The sequence below is a fragment of the Vulcanisaeta moutnovskia 768-28 genome, assembly GCF_000190315.1.
Taxonomy (GTDB): domain Archaea; phylum Thermoproteota; class Thermoprotei; order Thermoproteales; family Thermocladiaceae; genus Vulcanisaeta; species Vulcanisaeta moutnovskia.
On record NC_015151.1, the window covers coordinates 1,978,191 to 1,994,615 of the forward strand.

The window sequence follows — 16,425 nt, forward strand, 5'->3', positions numbered from 1 at the left end:
CTCAAGGCCCAAGATTTTATAAGCGCCCGCCACATTAGCCTTTGTATGAGTTATACACCCAGTGGTGAGGCTAGGAAACATGCCGAGCTTGCATTGATTGCGTTTAGTGAGGGTCTCGAATTCGTTAATAAGGGCGACGTTGTTCAGGCGAGTGAGAAATTATATAAGGCTGTGGAGAAGGCGATAAAGGCCTTGGCTATTGCCAAGGGGCTTGATGAGGCCAGGGAAGCATTGGGCAAGGGAAGATGGACCGTAAGTTTACTAGATAAGTTTACTAGACAAGGCAGCCATTAAGTTGGGAGATTCCGTCAAACAGACCTGGGTAGATGCATATTTCTTACATGTGAATGGTTTCCATGAGGTAAGGATAGAAATTGATGAAGTCAGGGCAAGATTACCAGTAATACGGAGTTTGATTAATGTCGTTAAGGAGGAGCTTGGGCTTTAACTTATTGCTGTTTTTGACATATATCTCATAATTAATGGTGTTTCATGGTTATAAGGAATTGATTGGGCTAAATCATTAAGCATATGCCTTTGATTACGATATTGTCATTACATACATAATAGTATCTTAAATTTGTTGTAAGGCTCATTGACATCGTATTGACTTCCTAAGTTTAAGTTAGGTTGAAAGAACTACTAAATGGATAGGTAAATGTTGGATATCATGACAATAAGTTTATATTAAAAATAAAAATATGGTGGGACGATGAATTCTTCTTCAGCTATGCGTGAACCTAGTGATAGGTTATCCCTTATTTATGTCGGTGTTTCTAAGATATATAGAGGATACCTTGCAATTATTGCTATAGCATTACTAATTCTAGTACCAATCATGGTTTTTGCGCCGGGTAGTACATCAATCATGGTTCTAGTTAAGAATGTGGCGTTTTTCCAATTCCTCGGCTTATTAATAATGTTACCAGTAATGTATCGCTATATCTATAAGGGATTCGCCAGTTTAGCCGTAGCCGATAAGAGGACTTACGGTATTGGTAAGATAGGGGCCCTCGGATTATTAGCGATTAATACTATGGCAATTGGTGAATATCTGTATATAATGGTTGCGACAAGTCTTAAGTCGCTGACATTATTGTTAATGATCATGATTAGTTTTGTACTAGGATTCACACTCAATTTACTAACGATGATAGCCCTATACAGACTTGGTAATGAGTTTATAATTGATGAATTGAAACTTGGCGTGATTGGGTTAATTATCGCGACCTTACTGATAGTAATACCGAACCTAGTAACGATATATATTGGTGATATAATGGGTATACTTAGTATGGCAGGTATACTTCATGGCCTTAATAACGTTAGGAAGATAATTAGGGATAGATGGCGTAATTTATGAGGTGATGCCAACGAGATTTAAGATAATGTTACCGCTTGCCATTACCTCAATAATACTACTTTATATTGCATACCCCTATCTCACATACGCGCTCGGTGGTTTACCGCCAAGTGGTATCATTACTTTTAATAGGACGTATATTGTATTTCCGCCGAATAATAGCATATTGCCTATATTGAAGCTTTATGATGTATCGCCGGGCTCCACGTACGAGCTCATTACCGTACTTCCACCAAGGGCTGGTGGCCTTTTCTGCTATTCGCTTCCTGAGGGTGAGGTTTGGTTTTCATGTCCAGGTAATTATACGATACTCTTAATGATTATGAATGACACGATTAGTAAGTGGCACTTATTGTATTATAATTATGAATTTGCGGTGTACGTTAATGGCACGATTATCCTAACTGGCTATCTAATTAATGGTACATTCGTGATAACCCACTACAGTAATGGTGTTTTTGGCTTCATAGCCAATGTTTATTATGGGAATTGCCTCGGCATGACCCCTCTCGGCTTTAATAATGAGAGTATGGTATTAATTATTCCATCGGTTGATTCAACATTTAGAGTAATTAAGTATGTTGGCTTTCATAATTCAATTGCCCAATTACTAAACGGCGTGGTTACTGAATCATTGTTAAGACCCTAAGTATTTATTGTTAATTGAAACAATTACAGTAAGGCCATTAACATGCGATCTTAATCTTACCTTGTAGCACTTATGTGCATTAGTGAACTTAGAAACCACAGCATACTATTATGTTGAATATTTAAATTTCTAAATTTTTATTAATAATCAATGGCTGGTAATGGAGGTCTAGGTAATAGTAGCGATAGGGAGAGGATGATTCTTCTTTATCATGGTGTTTCGAGGATTTTTGAAGGGTATATAGCGGGTATAGTGTTGGGCATATTGCTAGCTATTGTGCTTGTGGCTATTATATTGTCTAGTGATGATAATGTTAACGTACTTATTCATAATTTCGGCATCTTCTTCATTACCGTCGGTATCCTAGGTTTACCTTTTACATTTTTCTTTATGTACGGGGGCTTTACGTACCTGGCACGGGCGGATAAAGGTAGGTATGGCATTGGCGTACTGGGTGCTATTGGCTTGTTAGCGCTAGGTTTAGTCCTTATTTCAGAGGGCGTATACCTTGTCATTACACGTGTTTCCTACTCCATATTCTTAATAATGAGTGTGATAACGATAATTGCTGGCTTTGTGTTTGAGTTACTTATGTATATAGTCCTGTACAGACTTGGCGATGACTTCAGCGTTAGTTACCTAACGGCTGGTGTTATCGTTTCTTTGTTTGCAACTGTACTCTTGGCAGTACCCGTAATCAACATTGTGGGAGACGTCATTGGGCTTATCGCCTTTGTATTGATTCTTGTGGGACTTAATGAGGTTAAGAAAAGCATTGAGAGAACAATTTCTCATTAAATGATTATGGCAGCGAAGGAATTATTTATTAAATCATTAAGTGAAGTATAGGCCGGTATTATTCTACGGCATTCTATGTCCGGAGAATCATCTTTATCGCTGGAGTATGCGGAGAATTTGGTTTTTAAGGGCTTGTTTTTGATAGCGATTGTGCCCAATTGGGATAGGGATGTTTGGTTGCTTCTTGCTTCCAGGGGATTGAGAAGCGTGGCTGGCGGCGCACTCGGCGTAGTTACTGGGCTTTACCTGTATTACTACCTGCATTTATCATTAACCGAGGTCGGCATTTTCTTCGGTGTTGGCGCATTCACAGCACCACTCCTCTCACTCCTCTTTGGCAGGTTGGGTGATAAGTACAGTAGGAAGGTCATTCTTCTTCTCACGTTATCCTTCCTACCAATAGCGACGGCGATACTACTCGTGACCAGGTACTACCCATTATTACTACTTGCAGCTGCCCTCGGTGGCTTCGGCACCGCTGGCACGTTGGCTAGTGGGAGTTTTGGTGCCGTGGCTGCGCCCGTCCAAACGGCTATATTAGCCGATAAGACCGAGGGCATGGATAGGTCCATGGTATATGCAATATTCAACTTAGTATCTGGAACGGCATCAGCAATCGGAGCATTATTAGCTAACCTTAGCTATCGAGACGTATTCTACGCGGCTCTTGCATTATCAACGATCAGCCTATTCGTGATATTACTAATTAAGGAGGAGCATGGACCTAAACATCGAGCCAATGACGATCCAAACGGTAATTCCAAGACCATAACTCAGCAAGTTAGGAGAGATTTAACGTACATAAAGAGGTTCGCGATAGTCGGCGCGCTGAATGGCACAGCCCAGGGATTAATAACGCCATTCTTACCGATAATATTTAAGATGGTCCTCCACGTGAATAATGGAGTCGTTGGTGACATATTCTTCATTGGCGGTCTCGCTGCAGCCTTCACATCACTCACGGCGCCAGTCTTCTCGAGGATTTTCGGGCTTAGGGACGCCATAATAATTCCGAGGATAATATCAACAATCGCCCTAATACTAATCCCCTTCTCAACAACTCTTTACCTGGCCGCAATCACGTATGTGATTTACGTGATGTTTAGGGTCTCATCCCTAGCCCCACAGCAGGCGCTAATGATGGAGCTCGTGGGCAGAGGCAATAGGTCAACAGTCTCTGGGGTTAATCAAGCGTCACGATTGTTACCATCGGCGACGGCAATGACTGCGGCTGGTCCAATGCTTGATTACCTACCAATACCTGTGCCATTCACTATAGCATTTGCAGCAAATATCGCAAATATAGCCCTATACAGGAAGTTCTTTCCCAACCCAAAGCCAACGCGTGGAGGGGTAACCGTGATTGAGTAAATGGCTAAACAACCTCGGAGGCCCTAACCTCAACACCCAATTCCCTAGCCAACTCAAGTGCTCTCTTCCTAATCGCCAAGCCAACGATGAGTAGCCTCGGCTTTACCTTATTAACTCTCTCGTAGAGGATTCCCTCCCTATATAATTCAGCTACGTCTCCACGATCAATGCTCGCCTTGTACTCAACGAGTATGTGCTCGTTATCCCTAATAAGAACATCAACATCAATGACCGAGGGATAGCTAAACACGAAATCCTCGTCATCATAATAGGTCCAGCGCCTAACCTGGTAAACCTTGAGTAGGTCACTGGCTAAGTACTTAATGGATTCCCTAAAAACCTCCTCAATGAACAATCCATAACGGTAGCCCAATGCCGTTACTGATGATGTTAGCTTCTCAATACTACTCTACATAATGAGTATAACCTCGCCATGTCTCTTAATATCCTCACTTAATGTCTCCACAACCTTCCTAAGCCCATCATGGGATTTAACGAGCGCCTCCACGGCTTTCCTTATTTCCTCAAAGGACTTACTTAATAATTCCACAGTTTTCCTTAATTCACTTACTTCCTTGCCCTGCTTAGCAGCGATGTCCTTCAAATCAGCTATGGCCTTAACTAGGTTGTCAACTGAGGACTTAATATCACTAATGCCCAATAGCCCCATTACTGCATACCTAAATTCCTCATCCTCCTTTAACAGCCTTAGAAGTTCTTTCCTAAGATCAAAAACCATGCCCTATTATGGGCTCATGCTTAATTATTTAAACCTACCCATGGCAATGCTTTATTAGGGGTTTGAAACATATCCTTAGGATGGTTTCGTGGGAACTCGTGTTTAGGGCTTCGGTATTCATTGCCGAGGAGATGGGCGTTGCCCTGCGTAGGTCAGCCTTCTCGCCTAACATTAGGGAGCGTATGGACCACAGCTGCGCTATAACGGACGCCGAGGGTAATATCGTGGCCCAGGCGGAGCATATACCTGTGCACCTTGGCTCGTTCAGGATAGGCGTTAAAAACCTACTTAACTGGCTTGGTAGGGAGGGTGTTGAGCTTGGTTCTGGCGATGTCGTGCTTCTCAATGACCCATACATATCGGGTACGCACTTAAATGATGTCATGGTTATGGAGCCGATCTACGTTAATAATAGGCTCATTGGTTACGTCGTTAATAAGGCTCATCACGTAGACGTAGGTGGACCCGTGCCAGGTAGCATAAACCCAAGCGCCAGGACAATCTATGAGGAGGGTTTAATCATACCACCAGTCAGGATAATGAATAAGGGTGAGTTACAGCGTGACATACTCAATATAATACTTAGTAACTTCAAGACCCCGGAGACCGCAATTGGCGATATAACGGCCCAACTAGCCGCGAATAGGGTTGGTGTTGCTAGGGTTAGGGAGTTGGTGGAGAAGTACGGTGTTGATGAGGTTGTAAATGCGTGGAGGGAGGGTATTGAGTACGGCAGGAAGTTAACCCTAATGGAGATTGGTAAGTGGCCTAGGGGTAGCTACGATGCGGTGGACTACATGGAGCTCGGTGATGAGTTACTACCCATTAAGGTTTCCGTGGAGATCGGTGAAAATGGTATTAAGGTGGACTTCGGCGGCACTCATGAGCAGGTTGAGGCGCCAATAAACGCTGTCTATGGTGTTACCTTCTCTGCGGTGTCATTCGTAATTAGGTCCTTGGTTCAAAGCGACGTACCGACGAATGAGGGTTTTTATGGAGTGATCGATGTTATAGCGCCCGAGGGCACATTGGTCAATCCAAGAAAGCCGGCGCCAGTGAGTGGTGGCAATGTCGAGACAACCCAGAGAATCGCCGATGTAGTATTCAAGGCATTAGCCAATGCGCTACCCAGCAAGGTTCCCGCGGCTGGTTCTGGTACTATGATGAATGTAATGATTGGTGGAACACTGCCTAATGGCAGTTACTGGGCTTATTACGAGACAATCGGTGGTGGGACTGGCGGTAGGCCCGGTAAGCCAGGTGTGAGTGGCGTTCATGTTAATATGACGAACACGTTGAATACACCCATTGAGATAGCCGAGAGGCAATACCCACTACTGTTCACGGGCTATAGGATTAGGGAGGGTAGCGGTGGTGATGGCCTTTATAGGGGTGGTGATGGAATTATAAGGTCATTCAAGGTACTGACTAGGGCGAGACTATCAATAATGGCTGAGAGGTCCAGGACAAGACCCTGGGGTCTGTGGGGTGGTGGTGACGGAGCGCCAGGTAAGGTCACTATTAGGAGGAGTAATGGCGAGGTCATTAATTTACCGAGTAAGGCAACAATAGACCTGGAGCCAGGCGATGAGGTAATAATAGAAACACCAGGTGGTGGAGGGTATGGTTCGAGAAGGTGATTTTATTAAAAGTCCAGCAATATATTGTGGTAAGTGAATGGATGTTAGGGAAGAGATTAATACATTAATTAGGAGGGCCAGGGACTTCTTAAGGACGGCTAGCTTTCAGGTGGAGAGTGGGATGTATGATCTAGTTATTTTAACCTTGAACAAGCCCTTCAATTATTCTTGAAGGCAAAAATCCCTGAGTACGGCGCTCAATACCCACGTATGCGTAGTATACGTTACTTACTTAATTTTTACGTGATATCGTACCAAGTGATAAGAAGCGCGTTGTGAGTGAATTATTGAAGGATAACTATATTGATGCTAGATATGTATCAAGGGAATATACGAGAGAGTAGGCTGAAGGGTTAATTAGGGTTGTTAATGAAATAATGAGTGGTGAATTATGATTATTTAATTAAGGATGCTAGGATGCGTCAGGACGTATTCAAGAAACTTGATAAGTACCTTCGTATCATTAAGGAGGTTGTTAGGTCCATAGACCCTGATGCTGAGGTTTACCTATTCGGTTCTGTTGCTGAGAATAGGTACGCATTATCGAGTGATATTGATGTATTGGTAATAACCAATGCTGACCCCGGAATTGTTCTCGAGAAGTTGTGGAGGGCAGGTATTGGGCCTCCCTTTGAGGTGCATATCAGGATGCCCAATGAGCTGGTTTATTACGAGAGATTTAGTAATTAATTAAGATATGATTAACTCACATTTTCTAAGCATCGTACAGAGCGTGTCCTATGCGGTGGACTTTAGCAGGTGAGGGTGGTTATGAATGTTGATGCCCTGGTTTTGTAGGTTAGTTTATTTTGTTTGATTTCTTAATTAATGGTTCATAATAATTCAATCATTGATAATGTATAGTAGGTTTGGGTTTATTGATAGGCCGTTGAATCCAAGTGGAGTTCCGCCTATTGAGCGTAGGTACTCGCCTGTGGGTTTTGAGGGTGAGCTTGAGAGGGTTAGGGCGGCGATTAATGCTTTTCTTAGAGGTGGTGATAATATTGCTGTTGTCATTGTTGGGCAGTATGGTTGGGGTAAGAGTGAGTTGCTTGATGCTGTGGAGGCCGTGGCGCAGGGCCTTGGGCTTAGGGTTCTTAGGCTTCCGCTGTCCTTTGGTCTTGATATTAATGTTGTCATTAACTCATTGCTTAAGGCCCGCGGTAACTCCAGTGAGCCTCTACTCGTGCTTATTGATGAGGCTGATGAGGTTAGTAGGGCTGTTGAGCTTAGTAATGCCCTTAGCCCTGGCGATGCTGCTAAGGTTAGGGACTTGGTCATTAAGCTCGGTTCTTTGATTAGGGCGTTGATTGAGCCTAGGAATTACAGGGATGTATTAGGTGTGGATCCAAAGAGACTTAGTAAGGTTATGGTAGTGCTGGCTTTCACACCGCAGCTTTATTATAACATTCTCAAGAACATGGTGCCTGACGTGTTTGACATAACGAGGGGTAGAGTATACATGGAGATAGTGCTTGATGAGAGAATGCCCCTATGGCTCTATGAAGCAATGCTACTACAGCGATTCAATGCCTACTCAACCGATGATAGACTTGACCTGGTGAGAAAGGGCTTAATTAATGCTCTTCATCCACTGAGGCGTGAGTACCTGGCCACGCTTTATGAGTTGGTGGCTAACACTGAGGGCGGTAAGGCTTCGCCGAGGGCCTTGGTTAAGTTCACGTCTAAGCTCCTGGACATGATTGTGGAGAGGGGTAAGGAGCTTAATTACGAGTTATTTGAGGAGTTCCTGAAGAGCGAGGTCTCCAGTGGCGAGTTGAAGGCATATCTGGATGTGATTAATGAGGGTCCTAGTGATGAGAGGGGGTCCAGGGTTTTTAAGGCATTATTACTGTCAGGTGTTCCTAGGGATATCAATGACTTGAGTTCGGAGCTTGGGTATGATGTGACTTCCTACATAAATGCAATGGTTAAGGCGGGGCTTATTGAGGAGGTGCAAGTCGCTAGGTTTAAGCTTGACAGTGATGGATTAAGCAGAGTCAATAATGAATTAATTAAGTTAGGGTTGGCGCCTATTGAGGGCGATTTGAGGGATATATCGATAGGCTATGGTTCGTACTACACGGCATATGAAGGTGAACCCGTGATCTACGTTATTTTTCCAAGCAGTGCTAAGATTTCATCAGCGATAAGCATTGTCAAGGCCTATCAAGCGTCCCCTAGGTTGCATAGGATTCTCGTGTTTGGTAAGGAGCCCGAGGAGATTATTAGGGCTAAGGAGGAGGTTAGTAAGGCTATTAGTATTGTTAATACCTTCCGCGAGGATCTAGCCATGGAGGTTGTTAGAGCTGCACTTGGTTCTCAAGTAACGCTTTATCCATCATCGGGTGCCTGGTTTGGTATTATTGAGAATCCGCTTGATGCTAGGATTGGCGTTATAGTGAGTATTGATGGTGATCCTAACCAACTCATTAAGTTGCTGAGTAAGGTTGTGAATGAGGGTGCAATGGTCATTAATGGGCAGGAAAGATTCATTGATTCGTTATTGGTGATTATAATGTCAAGAACGTTACTCACAGGAGATATTATGAAAAATGTTGTTGAGCCAGTTAGTAGGTTATCCTGGAAGTTCGTGCTTGGTCCAGTAACGGACTTTACATACTTCTCAGTATTTGGTTCTGATAAGGTTGATGAACTTAGATCCATAGTGATTGGGTCCAGGCTTGAAAGACTGGATAAAGTTCCAAGGGAGTACTCCGTGTTTCTAGAAAGACTTAATGATTATAGGGATGAGATCCTGGCATTTAGAGATAAGGTTAGGCAGAGGGTTCTTCAGTACACGATGGCAGTTAAACGCGGTGCTAAGGAGTCTAAGGACGTTGTTATTAGGCGGATCGTTGAGGCGTGGATTAAGGGTGAAAATCTCAATGATCAGCCCGAGATATTTAGGGATGAAGGCGGTAGGGCTAAAATAAGTATTGTTGAGTCGAGTTTCATTAATTATCTTAAGTCATTGGGTAAGTCGAGTTTTACAGGTAAGGAGCTTGAGTACCTAGTAAGGAGGTTATACCCAACGCACCTATGGAGGGAGTTCAGGGAGAGCGACTTAATAAAGCTACTTAGTCTTAGGGGTTTACTATTACCCATTAGTGCTGACTTAACGGAATACGCACCATATACCCCTGAACTTGTACCGCAGGTGCTAAATGTACTTAGTAATTACCTAAATAGACTTAACGAGTCGCTTTATAAGCCATTAACGATAAGTATTGATGAATTGAAAATAAATATCGAGATTAAGCCAGGTATTAATATACAAGGAAATGACTGCGAAAAGGCATTAGCGCTACTTAAGGCTGTCCCAGAAACATCAAGTGAGTTCCTTAAGAGATACTCGCTCTTCATGTTATGTGTTGATGGGGTAGAGAGCGAGATTGATCAAAGGCTTGATGAGTTAAATAATGAGTTGTCAATATTATCATCATCCTTAAATAATGCCATTAAGGAGGTGATGAACAAACTCAGTAGTGTCAGGAAAGGAATTGATGATTATCTAACTGGCATATCCGCCGAAATAGAGTCCAAAATTAATAATTTAGTTGAGAGGATTAAGGCATATATCTCAAGGCTTAGTGGTCTTGAGTTGGAGAATGTTAAGGAGAGCCTTCCAACAATACTAGATACAATAAATTCTGAGGTTAATGATATTGTTAATTTAGTGAATACATTAAGGGATATTGAGGATAGAATTAAGGAATACATGGAATTAACAAACATCCTAGGTAATGCATCAACAATAATAGGTACTGAGATCACCACAATGAATCTCGATGATTTTGTAAATGACCTACTACCGTTAGTGAGACTTGGTTCGTTAAATGCCTTGAATAACTACCTAAATGAGCTTATACGCATCGTGGAGCTTAGGCGTAAGGAACTCAGCGACATCTTAAGTAATGTTAATACATTGATTGATAAGTACGTGAAGATAACAGCATGGCTTAAGAAGAGAGCCAGAAATAAGCTAGTGAGTAAGTTATTGAGCGGTGGGGCTCCTGAAATACCAAATCCATCACCAACATTTGATAATGCGAAGTATATAGGTGAGGCGGTCAGAATTGTGGATAGAGCAATTGATGGAATTAGTAAGGAACTTAATATACCCAGGGATTTACTCATTAGGATAGTCTCGTTAGGGCCTAATGTGGGTATTGACGATGAGACCATTGCTAAGGAATTCGGTATGGATGTCTCCACGGTTAATAAGTACTTAGAAAGTATGTGGAGGGTTGGCTTAATTGATAGGAAGTATGTGACATGAGGTGATGAGCAATGAAGGTTACAGTACTTGGGCTTGGAAGAGGTTGTGTGAGTAATGATGAATTTAATTGTAATGGTAATGTTGATGGTGCAACAGTGATAATTGACTTAAACGGTAGCCTTAAGTCACTAAATACAAGGGCTCAGTTAATAATATCTTCAAAACCGGAATCCATAGTACCCGTTAAGAGGTATTTCATTGATGAAATAATAGTTGGAAATACAGTATTAAGGACATTAATAGGTCTTGGAGAACTTAATGGTGATGCAGTTATCAAGGGTACTAAGGGCGAGACACTTGGAGTTTCACTGAACGGTAAGGTAATACTCTTTGCAAGGCCATTGCTTATTTACCTGCTTCATGATCAGGAACCCTTAATTAATGAACTAAAGCTATTGTTAAGTAATGCTAAGTCAGGTGTTAGTATTAGTGATGCCGTGGATGAACTAGCCTCATTAATAATATCTGAGAGACGTAGTAAGAAGGTTTCACGCACATTAGCATACCTTGAGGAATTTCTCCAGGATGGTAATGTAAGTAAGTTACCACCTTACATAGTTGATATATTAATGAGTGTTGGTGCCGTGGAGGGTGATAATATCAATAGGGAGTTGATTGAGAGAATAATCAGTGAGGTGAAGACTAGGATTTATCCGAGGAGGAATTAAGATGTTTAATGACGTAATAATAAACATGCTGGAGCTTATTGAGACGAGGATTACGCAAATACGGGATAAGGCACTTGGTCTGCTTAATGATGCTAATAATTTCATGGAGAATATAATTGAGGTTACGCCGAATAGGGGGTTTATTAAATTCATAGCCGTAGACTCGGGGTTTACGGAGATAGTTTATCTCGGTTTTAGGATAGCTGTTATTAACATAGCCATGTTAATGAATACCAATGGTAAGGGACATATACTAACTAGGTTTGAGGCATTACTAGGGGTTTCGAGTGAGGAGTTAGAGAGAATTGCCCTGGACATGGAGGTTAAGTATGCATTGGAAGCGTCAAGGATTTTCCCAATAGATGTTGTGTTGCTCGATGGGGCATTAATAGGGAGGAACTACGTGGGCAAATTTAATGTGCCAGTACTTGCGCATATTAAGGATGTTAGAAGCAATAGGTATTCACAGGGGATAATCGATACTGAGTTTAAGAACTATATTAACAAGGCGTTGCAAATAATGGAGGAGCCATTAATAATGCACATAATAATGGAGACCTACAGAGATAAGACCAAAAACACTAATGCATTAATGACGAAACCCTACGTGGTTGGTAAGATTGGTGATAAGGAGGTCTATGGCTTCTATGTTCAATACCTACCGGCCGCATTACCAATATACACCGAGTATATTGGTGATCCTGGCATGATTCAACATGTAATATCACGCATAGCGCCGCTATCAATAATGCCGAGGCTTGGGTATCCAGCCCCACTGTATGTAGTTGATAGGTTTGCTAAGGTAAACATGGACTTCAGGAGTATGGTGAGACTCATCATGGAAAAATTAGGTGGTGAGGTTTTGAGTGAATTAAGGGGTATGTACCTGAAGATAGGACTGAATGAGTATGTAAAGAATAAATGATCTTCATCCAAATTTAATCGAAACTAGGAAATAAGGTCAGGAAGATTGCTTCAAGGTATATGGATGTGCAATTTCAAGTTTCATCCCGGGTTCAATTCATCACATTATCAGTAGCGTCCCTGACCTAATCATCCATTAATAATGCATTATTCTATATTTAATGTTTTATTTCTTGCAATGACCATTAAGTAAATAAAGCGTTGCGGATTTTATTCTGATGGATGTTGATTTACATTGTACGTGCAATAAATGAGCTTAGGAGGTGCCTGGCTGTTTATGATGAGTTTGAGTGCACGGCATACATTAATAAGACCTATGGTACTTGGATGGTTAGGCTTAGTAATGATGAGGCTAATGCAATACTTAGTGAAGCGTCAAGATCATGCACACAGGTAGAGGGTAGTTTCCTTTATTGTATATTTTGTGTTGGTTCACAGTGCAGTATGGAACCCTCAGAGTCAGTAATTAAGTATATTATTGATTGCCTTGATAGGCTCAGTATTAAGCAGGGTGTAAAAGATACCCTCAAAAACATGCTTAATAAGGCTGTGGAGGTTAATTCTGAAGTTGCGTGTTCAGGTGAGTAATAATGCTTAGGCAAGTGTTTTTCGGAGGTATTTTCGATAAATTACCACAGGATGTTTATAGGAGTTGGTTTGTTTATCAAATGAGGGTTTCTCAGGCGTTAATTATTATTTCCATGGTATCATTCATAGCCGGTTCCACAGTGCTAATGTTAAGGTATGGAAGTCTGCATGGAGATTTAATGCTCGGCGGCTTAGTGCTTTTCTATGTGGGTATAATGTTTAGTCAACATCCTGGTTTTACCAGGGTTATGCCAAGTCCATTCGCGTCAATATTAATTGGCTTGTTAGCAGTTACGTGGATTATAACGTATACACTCGGCCTATGGTTTAATTGGATAGTGGGTGTGATTTTAGTTCTCTACTATGCATTATTATTAATCATTAGGGGTGGTTTAGGCAGAAAGCCACTTTACTGGCCTAACACGTTTTTCTTAAGTGGCCTAATTAGCCTTGCAATTGCTTTCTATATGAGCGATTTTAGGTTATTGGTTTTCCCCGTGGCATCAATAGCAAGTCTCATGAGGCGTGTTGAGAGTAGGCAAAGGCCTATTTATGCCGTTGATATTCCATACACGGTCTTGCTCCCCGTGATGACGTACTTCCTCGATAATCCCATAGTCCTGGCAGTATTTTCACTATTCACGTTGGTGGTTATTGGAGTACCAAGGAGATTTGGTCAGGCATTTAACACGATATACGCTAGGGCATACTCAATCGGTTCCTCGCTTGGTAGGGTATCGCTAATCATTACTGCTATATTATCATTAATTGGTGTTCCGCTGGGTGATGCCATTCATATGTTCTTCATAGGGTTTATAGCCGTGATAATGTCATCACTATGCATACCAATGCTCAACCCAGGGATCCTCTGGTTCTCAATGAGGCACTACGGAATTGCTGGCTTCGAAATACCAACACTCCTCTTCATATCGGCAATATTACGAGCAATTTACTACCTAGTTAGTTTCCAATTAATCATTATATCCTTAATCCTTGTATTTATTGCCTACATTGAGGTTGCCGTATCATACCTAAGTGGTGAGAGGATTAAGGTTCTCTAGAATAATTGAGTAATGCATTTGCTATTAACCTGGCAATCCTAATGGGTTCAGGTCTCTTGCCTTCTTTAGTGAACTTCCTAATTATCGTCCTAGCTGTCCTATAATCAATACCCGTAAACCTCACATAAATCCTTAAACCACCAGGTAACAGCACCTCCCTGGGCTTACCTAACTTTTCATAAAGCCTTATCCTCGTGTCCGAGTCATTTGGGAATAGTTTCCTTAGTGCGTTTATGACATCGCCTTCGGGCTCCTCGAAGGTTAGGCATATTATTGGTAAGCCCAGTGTATCCGTTAGCTTCTCAAGGTCAATTATATTGTACCAAGATATTATGCATCCATCAGTCATTACCAATTGAATGTCATTCCTATTAAATGACTTGTATAGACTTATTACGGCATCTGTTGCATCCAAACCACCGATAGTGGTCCTGCCTAGCGATACTCCATCAATAATGCCATCGCTCCTCATGACAACACCAACCAATATCGAGTACTTAAGATCCAGCCTAAAACTCTCAGCTATGCCAAGAGCCCTTATACCAGGCTTACTAATCAATGAATCAACGCTCATTCCATTAATCACTACAAATTAAGCGAATTTAATAGGTTTAATAATTGTTCCAGGTTAAAGCGTATCGCAATGAAGAATTCCGCATCATTAACCAATTTGGAAAACTTCGCCGTATTTACACGTATATGACTGTGGATTTCCATAATAATTAGTCGCATTGAGTATGAAGCCGAAGGTGGGTAAACCATATACCTGCGATGCGTCAACCACAGATATGTATAGATTCGTACCAACACCAACATTGAAGAACTCAACCCAGGTCTGCTGCACCGTTGATGATGTTGATAGAGGCAATAACATGCTTGCAACGCTGAATAATGCGCCACCAACGCTTAGCAAAATATCGAGAGACGCAGTATTGGGTATCAATGCCGCAAGACCAAGGACTATTCCAGCAAGCCCAGTACCCAGTTGCGGCGCACTTAAACCATACGCAGTATTGACACCACTAAGCTGTATCTGGTAATACCCATTAAATGCGCCAACAGGTCCATTACACTCATAGAGGTATTCAGAGCCGGTGTTTGTGTATTCAAAACCGGTATAATCAACAACGGAGGAAGCATTCAGCGCCGAATATCCAAAGTACTCCTCAGACAACGGTACTGCACCGTAATACAGCAGGCTGATTGTTCCATTACCATAATCAAGCGCGACGTTATAAGCATCATACCTAGGTACATAGAGCACCTCAGAAACGGTCGTCGTACCCAAGTACTCCGTATAACCAGTCGTTGGGTCAACGTACCAGGCACTATACCGAACAATAGCCCAGGTAGCATCCTCATAATAATAATAAATAGAACCTGACTCACTTATTTGAGATCCAAGTACATACTCCGCGGTATTCCCAACCCAATTCTCCTGCGTGCTGTAAGATGCGCCTATATCACCATAACCCGTCGCCATAGCGTTCCAATTAATAGTGCCTGAAAAGTCAATTGCCAACGTAATTCCCAGCCCCTTATCATTATTCAACACGCCATTACTCCAGGTTACCCAAGCCAACGGTAATGACCCATTAATACCTACGCATGTACTCTCCGGCCAGAACTCATATGGCAATTCCATATACGCATTTGGTTGCGGTCCACTTAAACTACAATTATATACCGTATAGCCATTGTATGTGCCGAAGATCTCTGGATCCGTTAAATTAACTATGTGATTAGTTATTATGATCTTGAACGGCCTTATTGAGCTTACGTTTATGTACACGGTAGCCAATATATACATAGGCTTCACACCAGGTACCAGGCCAGGTCTTTGTGCCGCGAGAGCCCAGCCAACATTGTATGGAATCACCATTGGCATTGTCCACGAATCATTATTTTTGAGATAGGTTATGAATACGAGCAATGATGTATTATAACCACTCACGGACATTCCGGTCCCTAACCACCTGTTTACTACGTAAGCCCAATTACTATTATTGAACGGTATGTTAATGACGTTACCGTATGTATGGATTATAGGCACTACACCGCTTGGTGCACTTGCGTACACACTAACGAAGGCGTTTACAGGCGTTATTGAAGATCCATTAGCAAGGTAGATCCTAATCACCAAGCCTGGCACCATACTACTTAATGGTGGTGTGCTATAGTACGATATTGTACTGGAACCAACCTTAATTACTTCCACGGGACTTGGTTGAACCTGTACGGCATTGAGCAGGGAGAGTATTATTGAGACTATGGTTATGGCAAGCACTATTGATATAAACCCTAGCTTTCTTATCATCAGATTAATGAATTATTCTATCTGA

At 42.0% G+C, this 16,425-nt stretch carries 19 protein-coding genes; 15 read left to right on the forward strand and 4 right to left on the reverse strand.

The window, feature by feature from the left end; translation table 11 throughout:
- Window positions 1-45: 45 nt before the first annotated feature.
- The 6 genes from VMUT_RS13350 (at window position 46) to VMUT_RS10465 (ending at window position 4,181) form a co-directional block, all read left to right on the forward strand.
- Window positions 46-294, forward strand: a complete 249-nt coding sequence (locus tag VMUT_RS13350; protein WP_308507374.1) for a PaREP1 family protein — start codon at window positions 46-48, stop codon at window positions 292-294.
- A gap of 1 nt (window position 295) precedes the next feature.
- Entirely contained in the window at window positions 296-448 is a 153-nt protein-coding gene (locus VMUT_RS13355; protein ID WP_308507373.1) for a PaREP1 family protein, read from the forward strand.
- A 264-nt stretch (window positions 449-712) separates the two neighbouring features.
- Window positions 713-1,363 (forward strand): hypothetical protein, encoded by a 651-nt coding sequence (locus VMUT_RS10450; protein ID WP_048057039.1) that lies wholly within the window; start codon window positions 713-715, stop codon window positions 1,361-1,363.
- Between the two features lie 4 nt (window positions 1,364-1,367).
- Window positions 1,368-2,012 carry a hypothetical protein gene (locus VMUT_RS10455; protein ID WP_013605380.1) on the forward strand — a complete coding sequence of 215 codons (645 nt, stop codon included), beginning with the start codon at window positions 1,368-1,370 and terminating at the stop codon, window positions 2,010-2,012.
- Window positions 2,013-2,162: 150 nt separating this feature from the next.
- Entirely contained in the window at window positions 2,163-2,810 is a 648-nt protein-coding gene (locus VMUT_RS10460) for a hypothetical protein (RefSeq protein WP_013605381.1), read from the forward strand.
- A gap of 150 nt (window positions 2,811-2,960) precedes the next feature.
- Window positions 2,961-4,181: an MFS transporter gene (locus VMUT_RS10465; protein WP_237699646.1), complete on the forward strand. Its 1,221-nt coding sequence runs from the start codon at window positions 2,961-2,963 to the stop codon at window positions 4,179-4,181.
- Between the two features lie 4 nt (window positions 4,182-4,185).
- On the opposite strand, the gene VMUT_RS13145 is transcribed toward VMUT_RS10465, so the two are convergent.
- Together VMUT_RS13145 and VMUT_RS13150 are read right to left on the reverse strand one after the other, a co-directional pair.
- Window positions 4,186-4,584, reverse strand: a complete 399-nt coding sequence (locus tag VMUT_RS13145; protein WP_258167493.1) for a DUF3782 domain-containing protein — start codon at window positions 4,582-4,584, stop codon at window positions 4,186-4,188.
- 6 nt (window positions 4,585-4,590) lie between these two features.
- Complete coding sequence (locus VMUT_RS13150; RefSeq protein WP_237699648.1) at window positions 4,591-4,920, reverse strand: hypothetical protein; 330 nt, start codon at window positions 4,918-4,920, stop codon at window positions 4,591-4,593.
- A gap of 80 nt (window positions 4,921-5,000) precedes the next feature.
- On the opposite strand from VMUT_RS13150, the gene VMUT_RS10475 reads away from it, so the two are divergent.
- The 9 genes from VMUT_RS10475 (at window position 5,001) to VMUT_RS10510 (ending at window position 14,083) form a co-directional block, all read left to right on the forward strand.
- Window positions 5,001-6,560 carry a hydantoinase B/oxoprolinase family protein gene (locus tag VMUT_RS10475; RefSeq protein WP_013605383.1) on the forward strand — a complete coding sequence of 520 codons (1,560 nt, stop codon included), beginning with the start codon at window positions 5,001-5,003 and terminating at the stop codon, window positions 6,558-6,560.
- A 37-nt stretch (window positions 6,561-6,597) separates the two neighbouring features.
- A complete protein-coding gene (locus tag VMUT_RS13280; protein ID WP_258167460.1) occupies window positions 6,598-6,732 on the forward strand; it encodes a hypothetical protein in 135 nt (44 codons plus the stop codon).
- Window positions 6,729-6,839: a hypothetical protein gene (locus VMUT_RS13155; RefSeq protein ID WP_237699649.1), complete on the forward strand. Its 111-nt coding sequence runs from the start codon at window positions 6,729-6,731 to the stop codon at window positions 6,837-6,839. The genes VMUT_RS13280 and VMUT_RS13155 overlap by 4 nt, the downstream gene beginning before the upstream one ends.
- A 105-nt stretch (window positions 6,840-6,944) precedes the next feature.
- Window positions 6,945-7,250: a nucleotidyltransferase domain-containing protein gene (locus VMUT_RS10485; protein WP_237699650.1), complete on the forward strand. Its 306-nt coding sequence runs from the start codon at window positions 6,945-6,947 to the stop codon at window positions 7,248-7,250.
- 166 nt (window positions 7,251-7,416) lie between these two features.
- Entirely contained in the window at window positions 7,417-10,842 is a 3,426-nt protein-coding gene (locus VMUT_RS10490; protein ID WP_013605385.1) for a hypothetical protein, read from the forward strand.
- A gap of 11 nt (window positions 10,843-10,853) precedes the next feature.
- Complete coding sequence (locus tag VMUT_RS10495; protein WP_013605386.1) at window positions 10,854-11,510, forward strand: hypothetical protein; 657 nt, start codon at window positions 10,854-10,856, stop codon at window positions 11,508-11,510.
- Window position 11,511: 1 nt separating this feature from the next.
- A complete protein-coding gene (locus VMUT_RS10500; protein ID WP_013605387.1) occupies window positions 11,512-12,435 on the forward strand; it encodes a DNA double-strand break repair nuclease NurA in 924 nt (307 codons plus the stop codon).
- A gap of 221 nt (window positions 12,436-12,656) precedes the next feature.
- Window positions 12,657-13,022 carry a hypothetical protein gene (locus tag VMUT_RS10505; RefSeq protein WP_013605388.1) on the forward strand — a complete coding sequence of 122 codons (366 nt, stop codon included), beginning with the start codon at window positions 12,657-12,659 and terminating at the stop codon, window positions 13,020-13,022.
- 2 nt (window positions 13,023-13,024) lie between these two features.
- A complete protein-coding gene (locus tag VMUT_RS10510) occupies window positions 13,025-14,083 on the forward strand; it encodes a hypothetical protein (RefSeq protein WP_013605389.1) in 1,059 nt (352 codons plus the stop codon).
- On the opposite strand, the gene VMUT_RS10515 is transcribed toward VMUT_RS10510, so the two are convergent.
- Entirely contained in the window at window positions 14,070-14,657 is a 588-nt protein-coding gene (locus VMUT_RS10515; RefSeq protein WP_048057293.1) for an endonuclease dU, read from the reverse strand. The two genes, VMUT_RS10510 and VMUT_RS10515, sit on opposite strands and share 14 nt — an antisense overlap.
- A gap of 87 nt (window positions 14,658-14,744) precedes the next feature.
- Window positions 14,745-16,400, reverse strand: a complete 1,656-nt coding sequence (locus VMUT_RS10520) for a hypothetical protein (RefSeq protein ID WP_013605391.1) — start codon at window positions 16,398-16,400, stop codon at window positions 14,745-14,747.
- Between the last annotated feature and the right edge of the window lie 25 nt (window positions 16,401-16,425).